At 44.2% G+C, this 16,444-nt stretch carries 17 protein-coding genes; 14 read left to right on the top strand and 3 right to left on the bottom strand.

Annotated elements, in window-relative coordinates:
* Positions 1 to 835 precede the first annotated feature (835 nt).
* The 14 genes from QV280_RS09635 to pgpA all read left to right on the top strand — a co-directional run bounded on the left by QV280_RS09635 (position 836) and on the right by pgpA (position 13,301).
* Complete coding sequence (locus tag QV280_RS09635; RefSeq protein ID WP_152819553.1) at positions 836 to 2,128, top strand: NCS2 family permease; 1,293 nt, start codon at positions 836 to 838, stop codon at positions 2,126 to 2,128.
* A 25-nt stretch (positions 2,129 to 2,153) separates the two neighbouring features.
* Positions 2,154 to 2,618, top strand: coding sequence for a xanthine phosphoribosyltransferase (gpt, locus tag QV280_RS09630; RefSeq protein ID WP_023403855.1), 465 nt, complete (start codon positions 2,154 to 2,156; stop codon positions 2,616 to 2,618).
* A gap of 116 nt (positions 2,619 to 2,734) precedes the next feature.
* A complete protein-coding gene (frsA, locus tag QV280_RS09625; RefSeq protein ID WP_152819554.1) occupies positions 2,735 to 3,973 on the top strand; it encodes an esterase FrsA in 1,239 nt (412 codons plus the stop codon).
* Positions 3,974 to 4,086: 113 nt separating this feature from the next.
* On the top strand, positions 4,087 to 4,476 hold the full coding sequence (crl, locus tag QV280_RS09620) for a sigma factor-binding protein Crl (protein ID WP_152819555.1): 390 nt from the start codon (positions 4,087 to 4,089) through the stop codon (positions 4,474 to 4,476).
* A 112-nt stretch (positions 4,477 to 4,588) separates the two neighbouring features.
* The gene (proB, locus tag QV280_RS09615) at positions 4,589 to 5,698 is read left to right on the top strand and encodes a glutamate 5-kinase (protein ID WP_152819556.1); all 1,110 of its coding nucleotides are present in this window, start codon (positions 4,589 to 4,591) and stop codon (positions 5,696 to 5,698) included.
* A 39-nt stretch (positions 5,699 to 5,737) separates the two neighbouring features.
* The gene (locus QV280_RS09610; RefSeq protein ID WP_152819557.1) at positions 5,738 to 6,988 is read left to right on the top strand and encodes a glutamate-5-semialdehyde dehydrogenase; all 1,251 of its coding nucleotides are present in this window, start codon (positions 5,738 to 5,740) and stop codon (positions 6,986 to 6,988) included.
* A 245-nt stretch (positions 6,989 to 7,233) separates the two neighbouring features.
* Positions 7,234 to 7,683 (top strand): transcriptional regulator NrdR, encoded by a 450-nt coding sequence (gene nrdR, locus QV280_RS09605; protein WP_152819558.1) that lies wholly within the window; start codon positions 7,234 to 7,236, stop codon positions 7,681 to 7,683.
* 6 nt (positions 7,684 to 7,689) lie between these two features.
* Positions 7,690 to 8,808: a bifunctional diaminohydroxyphosphoribosylaminopyrimidine deaminase/5-amino-6-(5-phosphoribosylamino)uracil reductase RibD gene (ribD, locus tag QV280_RS09600; RefSeq protein ID WP_152819559.1), complete on the top strand. Its 1,119-nt coding sequence runs from the start codon at positions 7,690 to 7,692 to the stop codon at positions 8,806 to 8,808.
* Between the two features lie 13 nt (positions 8,809 to 8,821).
* Complete coding sequence (locus tag QV280_RS09595) at positions 8,822 to 9,478, top strand: riboflavin synthase (protein ID WP_152819560.1); 657 nt, start codon at positions 8,822 to 8,824, stop codon at positions 9,476 to 9,478.
* 44 nt (positions 9,479 to 9,522) lie between these two features.
* Positions 9,523 to 10,632 carry a bifunctional 3,4-dihydroxy-2-butanone-4-phosphate synthase/GTP cyclohydrolase II gene (gene ribBA / locus QV280_RS09590; protein ID WP_023403863.1) on the top strand — a complete coding sequence of 370 codons (1,110 nt, stop codon included), beginning with the start codon at positions 9,523 to 9,525 and terminating at the stop codon, positions 10,630 to 10,632.
* Between the two features lie 138 nt (positions 10,633 to 10,770).
* Positions 10,771 to 11,241 (top strand): 6,7-dimethyl-8-ribityllumazine synthase, encoded by a 471-nt coding sequence (gene ribH, locus QV280_RS09585; RefSeq protein ID WP_023403864.1) that lies wholly within the window; start codon positions 10,771 to 10,773, stop codon positions 11,239 to 11,241.
* Entirely contained in the window at positions 11,241 to 11,714 is a 474-nt protein-coding gene (gene nusB, locus QV280_RS09580; RefSeq protein ID WP_021712095.1) for a transcription antitermination factor NusB, read from the top strand. The genes ribH and nusB overlap by 1 nt, the downstream gene beginning before the upstream one ends.
* 80 nt (positions 11,715 to 11,794) lie before the next feature.
* The gene (gene thiL / locus QV280_RS09575) at positions 11,795 to 12,763 is read left to right on the top strand and encodes a thiamine-phosphate kinase (RefSeq protein WP_023403865.1); all 969 of its coding nucleotides are present in this window, start codon (positions 11,795 to 11,797) and stop codon (positions 12,761 to 12,763) included.
* Positions 12,764 to 12,797: 34 nt separating this feature from the next.
* Positions 12,798 to 13,301, top strand: coding sequence for a phosphatidylglycerophosphatase A (pgpA, locus tag QV280_RS09570; protein WP_023403866.1), 504 nt, complete (start codon positions 12,798 to 12,800; stop codon positions 13,299 to 13,301).
* Between the two features lie 60 nt (positions 13,302 to 13,361).
* On the opposite strand, the gene dxs is transcribed toward pgpA, so the two are convergent.
* Genes dxs through xseB form a run of 3 tightly spaced genes read right to left on the bottom strand, consistent with a single transcriptional unit; the run spans position 13,362 to position 16,392 of the window.
* Positions 13,362 to 15,230, bottom strand: a complete 1,869-nt coding sequence (gene dxs, locus QV280_RS09565; RefSeq protein ID WP_152819561.1) for a 1-deoxy-D-xylulose-5-phosphate synthase — start codon at positions 15,228 to 15,230, stop codon at positions 13,362 to 13,364.
* A gap of 27 nt (positions 15,231 to 15,257) precedes the next feature.
* Positions 15,258 to 16,151 (bottom strand): (2E,6E)-farnesyl diphosphate synthase, encoded by an 894-nt coding sequence (ispA, locus tag QV280_RS09560; protein ID WP_039970434.1) that lies wholly within the window; start codon positions 16,149 to 16,151, stop codon positions 15,258 to 15,260.
* Positions 16,138 to 16,392 (bottom strand): exodeoxyribonuclease VII small subunit, encoded by a 255-nt coding sequence (gene xseB, locus QV280_RS09555; protein WP_023403869.1) that lies wholly within the window; start codon positions 16,390 to 16,392, stop codon positions 16,138 to 16,140. Before xseB ends, ispA begins: the two co-directional genes overlap by 14 nt.
* Between the last annotated feature and the right edge of the window lie 52 nt (positions 16,393 to 16,444).

Raw genomic sequence — 16,444 nt, 5'->3', positions numbered from 1 at the left:
AAAGAAAGGTTTGTGATGTCAGCTTATAGTGAGTTGTTAATTAATTGCAATCAATGTGTATTTAGTTAATTTATTTTACTGATGAAATTAAATTACAGAAACAAGCTCGTAAATTGCACTAAATGGAAAAATTGACGCTTTTGAATAAATATACTTGTAATTAAATTACAGTATTGGTATTATCTTTCCTGTCGATACAGACCACCCTTCTGTGAGTCACCCCACTCATTATTTGGTCTGTACCAATGCTAAATTAAAGCGCAAACTTGTTGTTTTTCAACTGGTTAGCCTTGAGATTATAGATGTGTAACTTTTGGACTTGTCGGTCGAGATTATTATGTATCTACAGTTTCAACCCTGTAATAGGGTTTTTAAGCATGTGATTGAACTTCGGTTCACCCCTGATATATTGGAAATTAATTACTGATTTCATAAGCCGTCCATCTGGAACGGCTTTTTTTTCGTCTGTCGTTTCTGTTTTTTAATGGAAGTCTTAGTTATTTCAAATTGTAAATCATACACTTTAGTTGCTCAGAGAGCTTTCCGAGAGCGAGTAGGGGGTTTTTATGTGCTACATGCTTAAATGCTAATGGTTTCAGAGCTGAAAACTTTTAAGCTGAATAAAAAACACTCAATGTAACTTCGTGTATTTAATCAAAATATATTTATTGATATCAATAATTTACCTTGGTGAGTTGCAAAGGGGATAGACGCAGAATGAGTGTTGAGTAAAGAAATAGACCAATCAGTATGGTATTTCGTCATGTTACTCTCTATAATTCACGCCAATTTATTTACGCAAACGTTTACTTTTATATATTTTTAGGAATTGATAATGCTGGAGAAGCTATTCAAACTACGTGAACATGGTACAACGGTTCGCACGGAAATCATTGCAGGTATCACTACCTTCCTGACAATGGCTTACATCATTTTTGTTAACCCAACTATGTTGTCAGCAACAGGTATGGATCATGGTGCTGTCTTTGTTGCAACCTGTTTGGCTGCGGCAATTGGCTGTTTTGTGATGGGTCTATACGCTAACTATCCAATTGCTCAAGCACCGGGTATGGGGCTAAATGCCTTCTTTACCTATGGCGTTGTGCTAGGAATGGGTTACACGTGGCAAGTGGCACTGGCAGCAGTATTTATGTCAGGTATCTTGTTTGTTCTATTGAGCTTATGTCGCATTCGTGAATGGATCATTAACTCAATTCCTATGTCACTACGTACTGGTATTTCTGCTGGTATCGGTCTTTTCCTTGCATTTATCGGTCTTAAAAATGCCGGCATCGTCGTTGATAACCCAGCAACATTGGTTTCTTTAGGTGATATCACAGGTCTACACGCTATCTTAGCAGCGGTTGGCTTCTTTATTACCATTGCACTTGTTCATCGTGGAACAAGCGGCGCGGTTATGATTGCTATCCTTTGTGTCACTGTTTTGGGCATGATTTTCGGTGACGTTCAATATCACGGTATTATGGCACCACCACCAAGCCTAGCGCCTACTTTCATGCAACTTGATTTTGCTGGCGTATTTGAAGTGGGCATGATCTCGGTTGTGTTTGCATTCTTGTTTGTGGATTTATTCGATACCGCAGGTACGCTGGTCGGTGTGGCAACTAAAGCTAACTTGATTAAAGAAGATGGCAAACTGCCTCGTCTAAACAAAGCGTTACTTGCTGATTCAACAGCAACTTCTGTTGGTGCTTTGCTTGGTACATCAAACACAACGTCATACGTTGAGTCTACTGCGGGTGTTGCTGCGGGTGGTCGTACGGGTTTAACTGCTGTTACCGTTGGCGTACTTTTCCTATTGGCTTTGCTGTTTTCTCCATTAGCTAGTATGATTCCGACCTATGCGACAGCCGGCGCACTGTTTTATGTTGCGATCTTAATGCTATCTGGTCTGGTTAACATCGACTGGAGTGACATTACAGAAGCGGCTCCTGTTGTAGTCACTTGCTTGCTAATGCCACTAACATTCTCTATTGCAGAGGGCATTACATTAGGCTTTATTTCTTACGCTGCAATAAAATTGTTAAGCGGTAAAGGGCGCGATGTATCCGTAAGTGTGTGGATTATGTCAGCTATCTTTATACTAAAATATGCTTTTGCCGGTTAATTAGTCTTAAATAGGTTTACCCGTTATGCCAAAAAAACACATCATTACTTGGGATGAAATGCAGACCAACTGTCGCGAACTTGCTGCGCGTCAAATGCCTGCTGAACAATGGAAAGGAATTTGGGGTGTTAGCCGTGGTGGTTTAGTCCCTGCTGCTATCCTTGCTCGCGAATTAGGTATTCGTTATGTGGATACTATTTGTATCTCAAGTTACGACCATGATCACCAACGTGATATGAGCGTTCTCAAAGCTCCTGAGGGTGATGGTGAAGGCTTCCTTATCGTTGAAGATTTAGTGGATAGCGGTGATACAGCACGTAAATTACGTGAAATGTACCCTAAAGCTAAACTGATTGCGGTTTGTGCAAAACCTTCTGGCGCTGATCTATTAGATGACTATGTTGTCGATATTGAACAGGAAACCTGGATTGAGCAACCATGGGACATGCAGCTAACGTTTGTTGAACCTATCAATCGCAAACGCAAGTAGTTAAGGTTATTGAGCTTTTGCTTAATGCCTTAAAATAAAATTTATGCAAAATGCCTCTATTTAGAGGCATTTTTTGTTTATGCTTAGTGATAAGTTCAACATGTAGACACCCCTTTATGAATGATGACAACAATAAGAACCTTTCTGAAAAACTGTTTACCAAACATCTAAAAGCCAAAGAAACATCCTGCTTGACTCAATATATGCCAAGCAGTTTAAGCCTGCTTGAAGATAAGCCTGCTCAATCTTGGTATCGCAACCTGCGCCGCTTACAGTGGATATGGCAAGGTGCCGATCCTATTGAGCAGGAGCAAGTATTAGCTCGCATCTCCTCATCAACACACTCTCGTTCTAAAGATGAATGGCTAGATACTGTGACGGGGTTTCGTTCGGGAAACTGGGCCTATGAGTGGACTCAGGCCGGTATGGAACATCAGCGTCACGCCAATGAATTAAAAGGGGATGAAGCTGCCCTCGCTCTGTACAAAGCCAGTTTGTACTTTAGCATTGCCGCTTATCCACACATCAAAGGTGACAACCTTGCCTCACAAGCTCAAGTGCTGGCGAATAAAGCTTACGATGAAGCATCACGTTTAAGTAAATACGTGTTCAAGCAAATCAATGTACCCTACAAAGGCAAAACTATTCAGGCGAATTTGCACTTGCCACACACTGAGCGTCCATTGCCCGTTGTAATCGTGTGCGCCGGCCTTGATAGCGTACAAACCGACATGTGGAAACTCTTCTTAGAGCACCTTGCGCCAAATGAGTTTGCGATGCTGACCATAGATATGCCATCAATAGGTAAAAGCAGTAAGTGGACATTATCGGAAGATTCAAGTTGTTTGCATAAAGCGGTATTAGATCATCTACCCCAAGTTCCTTTTATTGATCACTGGAATGTCGGATTACTGGGTTTCCGCTTTGGTGGTAATGCATTGGTTAGGTTGAGCTTTTTAGAGCAAAGCCGCATTAAGGCATGTGTCACTATCGGTGCCCCAGTGCATGATATTTTTGCTTCTCCTGATAAAGTGGCGAGTATGCCTAAGATGTATTTGGATGTTCTAGGATCGCGACTGGGTAAATCTCCGCTGGATATTCAAAGCTTAGCTGGGCAAATGTCGGCATGGTCTTTAAAAACACAAGGCTTACTCGCTTCAAGACGCACTAGCGTGCCTTTGTTAGCTATCTCTTTAGATGGCGATCCTATTGCTCCTCACAGCGATAACAAGTTGATCTCAATGTCGAGTAAAGTGGGACAAGCGGTAAAAGTTCCGTCGAAGAATTTAAGTCAAGGTTATCAAAAATCGTTAGATTTAGCGGTTGACTGGTTGTTAAATGAATTAAAGTCGTGACAGCAATGTTAATTTAATGGCACTATAACTCCTGCTTATGTAACTGATGAGCAACAATAAAACGTATCGCACTCTGCTATTGCGAACGAAAAATAATAAAAAATGGAGTTATTATGCTAGGGAAGCAACCAACTTATCATCGTATGATCGCTAAGCTAAAAGCGATCGGTCCGTATTTACGTGAATCAGAATGTCAGCCAAATTTGTTTTTGTTTGATTGCCTGTCCGTTTGCGTCGATGATAAAAAGTCACCGGAATGTCGTGAATTTTGGGGCTGGTGGATGGAGCTTGAAAAACAAGATGATGCATCAACTTGTATCGCCCATTTTCATCATGGCAAATACAACGCCTCAGGCACATGGGTAGATGAGAAACTGCCAGCGGCTGTGGAAGCGGAAGTGAAACGGACTCAGTCGGTTTTTCAAAGCAAAATCCAAGCTCAGCTGAGCGAACAATTTGCATTTGAGTTTGAGCTGCATGAGGATTCTGAAGCGGTTGCTTAAATGAAAATTTGAGAATAAAGGCACCTTAGGGTGCCTTTTTGCTTTTTTGCTTGTGAAACTGTGCTTAGCTTGTTAAAAAAGAAGCTCCTTTATCAATATGAATGAGTAACAAATGCAAGCTAAGACAGTTGTTGTAAAACTAGGCACTAGTGTAATAACTGGCGGGTCTCAATATCTTAATCGCGCTCACATGGTCGAATTAGTTCGCCAATGCGCTGAATTGAAACAACGTGGTTATCATTTAGTGTTGGTATCTTCTGGTGCAATTGCCGCAGGTCGAGAACAATTGGGTCACCCCAGTTTGCCTAAGTCAATGGCCACCAAACAACTGCTAGCTGCTGTCGGTCAGTCACATCTAATCCAAGTATGGGAATCTCTTTTCTCTATCTACAATTTGAAGATAGGGCAGATGTTATTGACTCGTGCCGATCTTGAAGACAGAGAGCGTTTCTTAAATGCCCGCGACACGATTAATACGCTGGTTGAACACAACATTATCCCTATCGTGAATGAAAATGATGCGGTTGCCACGACCGAAATCAAAGTCGGGGACAACGACAACCTATCGGCGTTGGTGGGCATTTTATGTGGCGCTGATACTTTGGTTTTGCTGACCGATCAGCCGGGTTTATTTACCGCCGATCCTCGAAGCAACCCTGACGCGAAACTGATTCGTGAAGTCTCTACCATTGATGAAACCTTGATTAAAATTGCCGGTGGCAGTGGCACAACTCTGGGCACTGGCGGTATGGCAACCAAACTGCAAGCAGCCGACATTGCCAGACGTTCTGGGATTGAAGTTATTATTGCCGCAGGCAGTGCCGATAACGTGATTTTAGAGAGTGTGTCTGCTTCTCCGTGCGGTACGCGCTTCTTGCCGTTGCCTGAATCTTTAGAAAATAGAAAACGTTGGATATTGGCAGGCCCTGCCGCTTCCGGTGACATTGTCATTGATGATGGCGCAGTGAATGCGCTGCAACGTAAAGGCAGTAGCTTGTTGGCAAAAGGGGTGACTGAGGTCAACGGCGAATTTGCGCGTGGCGAAGTCGCGCGTATTGTGAATCAATCAGGCACTCTCATTGCCAAAGGATTAGTTAAATATTCCAGTGAAGATATGATTCAAATTCAAGGTATGCACAGCAAAGAAATTGGTGAGGTTCTCGGGCACGATTATGGCTCAGAGATCATCCACCGTGACGATTTAGTCATGATGCAAGATTAACGGCTGACCAGCCGAGATAAAATTATAGAGGACAATATTTTGGATTTAATTCAACTAGGCCAGCGCGCAAAACAAGCATCATTTGCTCTTGCTACCACCACTACCGCCACTAAAAATAATGCATTAGCGGTCATGGCGGATGAACTGGAAAAGCAATCAAAAACCATTCTTGAAGCGAACGCTATCGATATTCAAGCCGCTCGCGATGCTGGCATGAGCGAAGCGCTGCTGGATCGTTTGTTGCTCAATGAAGATCGCTTAAAAGCGATTGCGAATGACGTACGTAATGTCATTACTCTAAATGATCCGATTGGCAGTGAATTAGACAGTCGCGTACTGGAAAATGGCCTTTCACTATCGCGTCGCCGCGTTCCGCTAGGCGTGGTCGGTGTGATTTATGAAGCGCGACCTAATGTTACTATTGATATTGCTTCATTGTGCCTTAAAACAGGTAACGCCAGCATTTTGCGAGGTGGACGCGAGACGTTCCATTCCAATATGGCGCTGGTAAAAGTGATTCAAACTGCACTAGAACAAACGGGATTGCCGATTGCGTCGGTTCAATACATTGAAAAGCCCGATCGTGAATTGGTCTCTCAACTGTTAAAGCTGGATGAATACGTGGATATGATCATTCCGCGCGGTGGTGCAGGCTTACATAAAATGTGTAAAGAGAACAGCACCATTCCAGTGATTATTGGCGGCTTTGGTATTTCTCATATTTTTGTGGATGAAAGCGCTGATATTGAACGCTCAGTGACGGTCGTAGAAAACTCAAAAGTACAGCGTCCATCGGCGTGTAACTCATTAGACACCTTATTGGTGCATAAAGCTGTAGCCGAAACCTTTTTAAGTCAATTGGCGGCATCATTAAAAGACAAAGTTGAATTTGTTGCCCATGACTCTGCATTGCCGTATCTAACTCATGCAAGCAAAGTAAGAGAAGCAGCCGAAGGTGACTTTGACACCGAATGGTTGGCGTTTGTGCTAGGGGTTAAAGTGGTTGATGATGTAGAGGGTGCAATTCAACATATGCGCGATCACAACGCCAGTCACTCTGATGCCATTATGACCAATGATCTCAATAATGCTGAACGCTTTATCAATACAGCAGGATCGGCTGCGGTGTATGTGAATGCCTCAACGCGATTCACCGATGGTGCTCAGTTTGGTTTAGGCGCGGAAGTGGCAGTGTCTACGCAAAAACTGCATGCCCGTGGCCCAATGGGGCTTGAAGAGCTCACCAGTTACAAATGGGTGGGTAAAGGTAACTATTTACCAAGACCTTAGAGGCTAAGTCGTTTGCCTTGTTATGGCTAACCGATTGATACTTTAAAGAGTTATTTCCAATAAAAGTAATGGGGGCTCTATCACAGAGCCCTTTTTTCATTTCTATGCTTTATAGCATCTTTCTCGAATCAGTGCGGTAAATCCGTTACACTGGTTATAGCGAGTGGCTTTGTAATGCAGAAGCCTAATTTAATGTACTTTACTACAAAGTACCTTTCCCTTTTTATCACACTTATGGAGCTTGTATGCACTGCCCATTTTGTTCAGAAAATGAGACTAAAGTCATCGACTCTCGATTGGTTGCTGACGGGCATCAAGTACGTCGTCGTCGTCAATGTATCGCGTGTAATGAACGCTTTACCACCTTTGAAACCGCAGAGTTAGTGATGCCAAAGGTGATTAAATCCAATGGCAACCGTGAACCTTTTAACGAAGATAAACTGGCTAATGGCTTACATCGTGCGTTAGAGAAACGACCCGTTAGCGCTGATGCAGTTGAGTTGTCCATGAGTATTATCAAATCAAAACTGCGCGCAACCGGAGAGCGAGAAGTCTCTAGCGATATGATAGGTAATCTAGTGATGGATCAACTAAAAGAGCTCGATAAGGTAGCTTATATCCGTTTTGCTTCTGTGTATCGCAGTTTTGAAGACATCAAAGAATTTGGCGAAGAGATCGCTAGACTAGAAGATTAAAGCGCAATGAACTTTTCGGTATTTGAGCATCAGATGATGGCAAAGGCGATTAAATTGGCTGAAAAAGGCCGATTTACTACGCACCCTAATCCTAATGTTGGCTGTGTGATCACACAAGGCGAGACCATTGTTGGGCAAGGCTATCATATTCGTGCTGGTGGTCCTCATGCGGAGGTGCATGCCTTAGCCATGGCAGGCGATAAAGCCAAAGGTGCTACTGCGTATGTCACCTTAGAGCCGTGTTCTCACTATGGACGTACGCCACCGTGCGCTAAAGGCTTGATTGATGCCGGTGTTGCGCGCGTTATCTGCGCTATGCAAGACCCTAACCCCGAAGTGTCGGGCAATGGCATTGCCATGTTAAAAGCGGCGGGAATTGAGGTGCAAGTTGGGCTTTTAGAAGCCGAAGCTGAGCGTATCAATCGACCTTTTTTGAAAAAAATGCGCAGCGGCATGCCATGGGTACAATTGAAAATGGCCGCCAGTTTAGATGGTAAAACGGCCTTGCAAAATGGCAACAGCCAATGGATTACCAGTAGTTTGGCGCGCGCTGATGTACAGCTATACCGAGCGCAAGCCGGCGCTATCCTCTCAACCTCTAAAACTGTGATCGACGATAACGCCTCGCTAAATGTTCGTTGGGAAGATCTTACTGCAGAGGTGCGATCTATTTATCCCGATACTGAGCGTTCTGATGCGGATAATTCAGGTCAAAAACTGCGACAGCCACTAAGAGTGATTTTAGATCGTCAGCAACAGCTCACCCAAGATTTGCGTTTGTTTAACAGTGCAGGTGAAGTGTTAGTCATCTCAGGGCCAGAGCAAACCAAAGCAGATTCAACAATTGATTTGCCACAACTACTTGCAAACTTAGCCTCGCAACACAATATCAACCATATCTGGGTTGAAGCCGGCGCTACATTGGCGGCCAGTTTCATCGAACAAGGCTTAGTCGATGAGCTTATCGTCTACTTAGCGCCTAAAATTATGGGCACTGATGGTCGTGGCTTGGTCAACCTATTGGGGTTAACCAAAATGGATCAGGCGATAGAGTTAAATATCGAACAACTCACTCAAGTAGGGCCCGATATTAAGTTGGTCGCTACGTTTAAATCATCAAGATAGAGTAGGAATTACTATGTTTACCGGTATTGTCGAAGCCGTTGGCACACTAAGTGCCATTACCAATCAGGGCGAAGATATTTCTATTACCGTAGATACTGGGCTTTTGGATATGTCCGATGTGCAGTTAGGTGACAGCATTGCAACTAACGGTATCTGTTTGACGGTGGTTCGTTTTGATCAGCGCTCATTTACCGCTGATCTTTCGGTTGAAACACTGACCAAAACAGGTTTTAGCCAGTATCAAGTTGGCGACAGGGTAAATCTAGAAAAAGCCATGCTTCCTACTACTCGTTTTGGCGGACATATTGTTTCAGGGCATGTCGATGGTATTGGGACTATTGTTGAAAGAGTTCCGGTCGGTCGCGCTGTGGAATATTGGGTTGAATTACCCACTGAATTAGAGCGTTATGTCGCTCAAAAAGGTTCAATAACGGTGGATGGTATTAGTTTAACTGTCAACGATCTGCGTAAGAACGGCTTTAAACTGACGATCGTCCCGCACACTAGTGAGCAAACTATTATTGATGAGTTTGCAGTAGGAAGAAAAGTAAACCTTGAGGTTGATGTTCTTGCTCGTTATATGGAGCGATTGCTCGGAGTCGGTTCTGAGCAGCAGCAACAGACCTCTAATATCACCATGGAATTTTTACAACAAAACGGATTTGCATAGGCGTGATTAACGCGTGTGACTGACTCTAAAACAGGAAATAAAAGATGCCTATTAGCTCCCCACAAGAAATTATTGAAGATATTCGCTTAGGTAAAATGGTTATCCTAATGGATGATGAGGATCGTGAAAACGAAGGCGACCTGATCATGGCTGCGGAACATATTACTCCAGAAGCTGTCAACTTTATGGCAACTTACGGGCGTGGTCTTATTTGTCTTACTATGACTCAAGAGCGCTGTGCTCGCTTAGGTCTTCCACCTATGGTTCAAGACAATAACGCTCAATATTCAACGGCATTTACCGTATCAATTGAAGCGGCTGAAGGTGTGACCACAGGTATTTCGGCAGCGGATCGCGCAGTGACTGTGCAAGCGGCGGTAGCAGCAGATGCTAAAGCAGCCGATCTAGTTCAACCGGGTCATATTTTCCCTCTATCAGCACAAGACGGCGGTGTATTGACTCGCGCAGGGCATACAGAAGCGGGTTGTGATTTGGCTCGTCTAGCAGGCTGTGAGCCAGCATCTGTTATCGTTGAGATTTTAAAAGACGATGGCGAAATGGCACGTCGTCCAGATTTGGAAATCTTTGCTGAGAAGCACGGCGTTAAGCTAGGCACTATTGCAGATTTGATTGAGTATCGTAACAATACCGAAACGACCATTGAGCGTGTTGCTGAATGCAAAATGCCAACTGAGTTTGGCGATTTCGACATGGTGACTTACCGCGATACTATCGATAACCAAATTCACTACGCATTGCGTAAAGGTGAAATTTCCGAAGAAGCTTGTTTGGTGCGTGTACACTTACAAGATACCTTTACCGATCTTCTTAACTCAAACCGTAATTCGGACAGAAGCTGGTCTTTGGACAAAGCGATGAAACGTATCGGTGATGAAGGTGGAGTATTGGTTGTGCTTGGTAACGAAGAAACCACTGAGCAACTGATCTACAAACTAAAAGCTTTTGAACAGCAAGATAAAGGCGAAGCGCCTGCTATGGCTAAGAAACAAGGTACATCACGCCGTGTGGGTGTGGGTTCTCAGATCCTTGCCGATATGGGCGTAAGCAAGATGAAATTAATGTCATCAAGCAACAAGCGTTACCACTCTTTGTCTGGCTTTGGCTTAGACGTTGTAGAGTATGTGTGTGAATAACATTTAATATGGACGGGTTGCAGATTCGACCCGTTTAATCAATAACTAGAGAATTAGCTGAAATGAGATTAGATCCTAGTCACATAATTGTGCTAGAATCCGGCGATTCTCACTCATGAGATAGTTGAAGGAAAACTTATGAAAGTCATCGAAGGTGGATTTCCAGCACCCAACGCTAAGATTGCGATCGTTATTTCGCGTTTTAACAGCTTTATCAACGAAAGCTTGTTGTCTGGTGCTATCGATACCTTAAAGCGCCATGGACAGGTTGCAGAAGAAAACATAACAGTAGTACGTTGCCCTGGTGCGGTAGAATTACCCCTAGTTGCTCAACGTGTTGCTCGTACCGAGAAATACGATGCTATCGTTTCTCTAGGTTCAGTTATCCGTGGTGGAACACCACATTTTGACTATGTTTGTAGTGAGTGTAATAAAGGTCTTGCGCAAGTGTCACTGGAGCACAGTCTACCAGTAGCATTTGGTGTATTGACCGTTGATACCATAGATCAAGCTATCGAGCGTGCCGGAACCAAAGCAGGTAACAAAGGTGCTGAAGCTGCACTAAGCGCGCTTGAAATGATCAACGTTCTTTCTGAAATCGATTCCTAATGGGGGCCAGTGTGAAACCAGCCGCACGTCGTAATGCACGTCAATTTGCTCTACAAGCTATTTATTCTTGGCAGATCACTAAAGAGAATATCGCAACTGTAGAAGAACAGTTTTTGTCCGCAGGGAAGTACGGGGAAGAAGAAACCCAAGCTGATGAGCCGGCACTGAACGAACAAGAAACAGATGTAGCATACTTCCGTGACCTGTTAACTGGTGTTGCACTGTCTCACCAAGAGCTTGACAGCAAACTACGTCCATTCCTTTCTCGTCCTATGCAAGACTTGGATATGATGGAGTTAGCACTTCTTCGTCTAGCCGTTTATGAGATGACTCGTCGTGAAGACGTACCTCATAAAGTTGTAATTAATGAAGCGATTGAATTAGCGAAAGTATTTGCTGCTGAAGACAGCTATAAATTCGTTAATGGTGTGCTTGATAAAGCGGCACCAACACTGTGTAAAAACAGAAAATAGTCGAAATCGACTGTTGAAAACTCTATAGTGAAAAGGTCAGCATCTGCTGGCCTTTTTTTGTATAACTTAAAGGAAAACACGTGGCTGGAGAGTTTGACCTTATCAGTAAGTATTTTGCTAATCAGCAACTTAAACGCAGTGATGTAGCGCTCTCCCAAGGGGATGATTGCGCTTTGTTGCAGGCACCTGAGAATACTCATATAGCGGTAAGTACAGATTCTTTGATTGCGGGCACGCATTTTCTCGAACACGCCAACCCACAATGGGTAGGACATAAAGCCTTAGCCTCCAACATTAGCGATCTTGCCGCTATGGGCGCAGAGCCGGCGTGGGTATCGATGGCTATTACTTTACCCTCAGCAGACGAAACCTGGCTTGAGGGCTTTTGTGAGGGCTTCTTTGAGCTAGCTAACGCACATGATCTGCAATTAATTGGTGGCGATACGACTCGTGGCCCGCTGGGCATCACTTTAACGGTACAGGGCTTTATTCCGCAGGGGTTAGCATTGCTACGCTCTGGCGCAAAAGTGGGGGATAAAATCTTGGTCAGTGGCTGTCTTGGTGACAGTCATGCCGGTCTTGAAGTGATTTTAGATCCCAGCAAGCGAGAACGCGCCCATGCTAGTGAGTTGGAACGTCGTCACTACTGCGCAAGCTCTAAAGTCGCTTTAGGTATGATGCTGCGAGGAAAAGCAAGTAGCTGCATTGATATCTCTGATGGGCTTGTATCTGATATACAGCACATCATGCAACGTTCGAATGTCGGCGCGCAGATACACTGCGATAAACTGCCGCTGTCAGCCGAGCTTATCGAATTTACCCAAGATAAGCACCTTGCTCAGCAATACGCACTAAAAAGCGGCGAAGAGTATGAGCTTTGCTTTACCCTGCCACAACATCTGCTAGAGTCTGTGCGTCAGTCTGCCCAGCAGCATAATGTGATGATTACTGAAATTGGAGAGATCACTGACTCCAATACCCTACACTTATTTGATAACGGACAAGCATTAGAGGATGATGTGGCTGGCTTTGACCACTTTCGTTCTTGAACCTATTTGATATAACCACTTAGAGATACTCTCAATGAGCAACCCCCTTGATAAAATTTCGCTAGACAACCCATGGCATCTATTAGCAACTGGTTTTGGCAGTGGACTGTCACCAATTATTCCAGGCACTATGGGTACCTTAGCCTCTATTCCTCTTTATCTTGCTTTAGTGCAACTGCCTTTAAGCGCGTACTGGGTGTTTGTGATTATCAGTTGCATTGTGGGGATCAAAATATGTGATGTGACCTCAAAAGATATGGGCGTGCACGATCATGGCTCAATCGTATGGGATGAATTTGCCGGTTTTTGGATCACCATGAGCGTAGTGCCTTTGCTCGGTATTGCAGCTAACGATTGGAAGTGGTTGATTGCCGGTTTTGTATTGTTCCGCGCTTTTGACATGATCAAACCTTGGCCAATCAGCTACTTAGATAAGCAAGTGCATGGCGGTTTTGGCATTATGATCGATGATATCCTAGCGGGTGTGATGGCCGGGATTTGTTTGGCTATTTTAGGTTTTGTCGCTGGCTGGATTTAGAAGTTAATTTCTTGAATTGCGAGTAGTCCTAGAGCGGATAGCTCTAGGACTAAAATACGCTTATTTTGCTAAATACTGTTCAATGCTCTCTTGAATGCCTTGCGCATCTAAACCTAGTTCTTGATGCATCTCTTGTTGAGTTCCTTGCGCGACAAAACTATCCGGTAAGCCAAGGTTTAGCACAGGTTTAAGCTGCTTTTGACTCATCAAAAACTCAACTACGCCGCTACCAGCGCCGCCTGCTGTAACGTTTTCTTCAATCGTCACTAACACTTCATGCTTATCCGCAAGTTCAAGGATTAAAGCTTCATCCAGAGGCTTCACAAAGCGCATATCGGCCACTGTGGCATCAAGTTGTTCAGCAGCTTGCATTGCGTTGTCGAGGAAAGTACCAAAGCTTAAAATAGCCACTTTGCCGTTACCGTGACGAACGGTGCGACCTTTGCCTATTTCAAGGGCGGTAAATTCTGACTGAATCTCAGCGCCGATACCATTACCACGAGGGTAACGAACCGCAGCAGGTCCATTATGTTGATGACCTGTGTAGAGCATTTGACGACATTCGTTTTCATCACTTGGCGCCATAATGGTCATATTAGGAATACAACGCATAAAGCTAAGGTCGAATGCACCTTGGTGAGTTTGGCCATCTGCGCCAACCAATCCTGCGCGGTCGATAGCAAATAATACCGGCAAATCCATAATAGCCACATCGTGAATCAGTTGGTCGTAGCCACGCTGTAAAAAGGTTGAGTAGATTGCCACAATCGGTTTGTTGCCAGAAATAGCCAGACCTGTCGCAAGAGTGACCGCGTGCTGCTCGGCAATAGCCACATCAAAATATTGCTCAGGGAACTGTTTAGAAAAACGCACCATACCAGAGCCTTCACGCATGGCAGGTGTCACCGCCATCAATTTTGGATCGCGCGCGGCCATATCACATAAGAAATCGCCAAATACTTTCGAGAAGGTAGGCTTCCCGCCTTTACTCTTAGGCAGTGAGCTTTCAGTTGGGTCAAACTTAGGTACACCATGATAACCAATAGGATCTTTTTCAGCAGGCTCGTAGCCTTTGCCTTTCTTGGTCATTATGTGTAGAAATTGAGGGCCTTTTAGGTGGCGCATATTTTTCAGAGTTTTGACTAACTCAAGTACATCGTGACCGTCTACAGGCCCAATATAATTAAAGCCAAGCTCTTCAAACATAGTGCCAGGGACGACCATGCCTTTTAGGTGTTCTTCGGTGCGCCGCACTAATTCTTTAATTGGTGGAACGCCAGATAATACTTTTTTACCCCCTTCACGGATGGAGGTGTAAAGGCTACCTGATAGTACTTGCGCCAGATGATTATTAAGTGCGCCCACGTTCTCTGAAATAGACATTTCATTGTCGTTAAGCACCACTAACATATCAGGATGGATATCCCCAGCATGGTTCATGGCTTCAAACGCCATACCTGCGGTAATGGCACCATCACCGATAACGCTGACTACCTTGCGGTCTTTGGCCTCTTTTTGTGCGCCAATGGCGATGCCTAATGCCGCACTGATCGAAGTGGATGAGTGCCCAACAGAAAGGACGTCGTATTCACTTTCACCACGCCAAGGAAATGGATGCAACCCATCTTTTTGGCGAATAGTCGACATCTGTTCACGACGACCGGTTAAAATTTTGTGTGGATAAGCTTGATGTCCTACATCCCATAACAATTGATCGTAAGGGGTTTGGTAGACATAGTGCAACGCTACCGTTAGCTCAACAGTACCTAAGCCAGAGGCTAGGTGCCCGCTAGATTGGCTTACGCTATTTAATAGATAGGTTCGTAATTCGTCACAAAGTGTTGGTAGCGTCTCTTTAGGCAGAGAGCGCAACTCATCAGGCGTGTTGGCTAATGCCAATGTAGGGTATTTTGATATATCAAGTGTCATAAGTATTCGCGCTGATAAGTTAATAAGTTAGTTTTTGCGTTCGATCACGTAGCGAGCAAACTGCTCTAGGAGATCGGTGTTGTACGGAATGCTCTCTAATTCAAGTAAAGCTTCTTTTAACAACAGGGCTGCTTTTTGTTGTGCCCCTTCCAGTCCGAGAAGAGATGGGTAGGTCGACTTATTTAAGGCTACATCTGAGCCTTGTGGCTTACCTAGAGTTTGAGTATCGCTAGTAATATCCAATATGTCATCTTGAACTTGGAAAGCGAGCCCAATCTTTTCTGCAAATTTATTGAGGCGAGGAAGCTGTTCAATACCTGCTTCACCTGCCGCTAAGGCACCAAGTTGAATCGCTGATTTTATCAAAGCTCCGGTTTTGTTGCGATGAATAACCTTCAATTCTTTAAGGGAAACTTGACGATTTTCCGCTTCAAGGTCTAAAGATTGACCTAAACACATGCCTGATGCGCCAGAAGCACTGGCTAAACTTTGCACCATTTTTATGCGATGACTCTCAGCCTGAGGGGCAAGAGTCCCTTCCGCTAAAATAGTAAAAGCGAGAGTTTGCAGGGCATCTCCGGCAAGAATGGCGGTTGCTTCATCAAATTCAATGTGGCAGGTCGCTTGACCGCGACGTAATTCATCGTCGTCCATCGCGGGCAGATCATCGTGAATGAGTGAATAAGCATGAATGCACTCAATTGCCGATGCAGGCGTATCTAAAGATGGGGTGTCAATGCCAAACACCGCTCCCGTCGCGTAGACCAAAAACGGTCTAGCACGTTTACCACCGAGTAGCAGTCCGTAACGCATCGCTTTGATTAAGCTATTATTTTGTGCCTGCAATGAGTCTAACCAAGTTTCTAATTGTTGGTTATTGCGGGTTTGATACTGTTCTAGTTGTTGTTTAAAAAGAGTCATCGCCAGAGTCAAGTTTGAAATCCTGAGGAGTTGCTTCTACTTGATTTTCCATCAAGATTGAAACACGTTGTTCTGCTTGATCTAATTTAGTTTGTCCTGCACGAGCAAGCGCAATGCCTCGTTCGAAATTCTTCAGTGCAGAATCAAGTTCAAGATCACCTTGTTCAAGCTGATTTACTATGTTGTCGAGCTCTTTAAGAGACTCTTCAAAACTCATATTTTCTGGTTTTTTAGTCGCCATGATTATTCTTTTCTACACTAGGATCTGGGAAAGGTAACTCAGCCAAGGGTTA

It is taken from the genome of Vibrio sp. B1Z05, assembly GCF_052955985.1.
This window is presented reverse-complemented; position numbering and strand designations above follow the sequence as displayed.

Excerpts from the sequence above, each read along its gene's own strand:
- ribBA (WP_023403863.1), top strand. The coding sequence starts at position 9,523 with ATGCCTATTAGCTCCCCACAAGAAATTATTGAAGATATTCGCTTAGGT.
- nrdR (WP_152819558.1), top strand. The coding sequence starts at position 7,234 with ATGCACTGCCCATTTTGTTCAGAAAATGAGACTAAAGTCATCGACTCT.
- nusB (WP_021712095.1), top strand. The coding sequence starts at position 11,241 with ATGGGGGCCAGTGTGAAACCAGCCGCACGTCGTAATGCACGTCAATTT.
- ribD (WP_152819559.1), top strand. The coding sequence starts at position 7,690 with ATGAACTTTTCGGTATTTGAGCATCAGATGATGGCAAAGGCGATTAAA.
- dxs (WP_152819561.1), bottom strand. The coding sequence starts at position 15,230 with ATGACACTTGATATATCAAAATACCCTACATTGGCATTAGCCAACACG.
- xseB (WP_023403869.1), bottom strand. The coding sequence starts at position 16,392 with ATGGCGACTAAAAAACCAGAAAATATGAGTTTTGAAGAGTCTCTTAAA.
- proB (WP_152819556.1), top strand. The coding sequence starts at position 4,589 with ATGCAAGCTAAGACAGTTGTTGTAAAACTAGGCACTAGTGTAATAACT.
- QV280_RS09635 (WP_152819553.1), top strand. The coding sequence starts at position 836 with ATGCTGGAGAAGCTATTCAAACTACGTGAACATGGTACAACGGTTCGC.
- pgpA (WP_023403866.1), top strand. The coding sequence starts at position 12,798 with ATGAGCAACCCCCTTGATAAAATTTCGCTAGACAACCCATGGCATCTA.
- QV280_RS09595 (WP_152819560.1), top strand. The coding sequence starts at position 8,822 with ATGTTTACCGGTATTGTCGAAGCCGTTGGCACACTAAGTGCCATTACC.
- frsA (WP_152819554.1), top strand. The coding sequence starts at position 2,735 with ATGAATGATGACAACAATAAGAACCTTTCTGAAAAACTGTTTACCAAA.
- ispA (WP_039970434.1), bottom strand. The coding sequence starts at position 16,151 with ATGACTCTTTTTAAACAACAACTAGAACAGTATCAAACCCGCAATAAC.
- crl (WP_152819555.1), top strand. The coding sequence starts at position 4,087 with ATGCTAGGGAAGCAACCAACTTATCATCGTATGATCGCTAAGCTAAAA.
- ribH (WP_023403864.1), top strand. The coding sequence starts at position 10,771 with ATGAAAGTCATCGAAGGTGGATTTCCAGCACCCAACGCTAAGATTGCG.
- gpt (WP_023403855.1), top strand. The coding sequence starts at position 2,154 with ATGCCAAAAAAACACATCATTACTTGGGATGAAATGCAGACCAACTGT.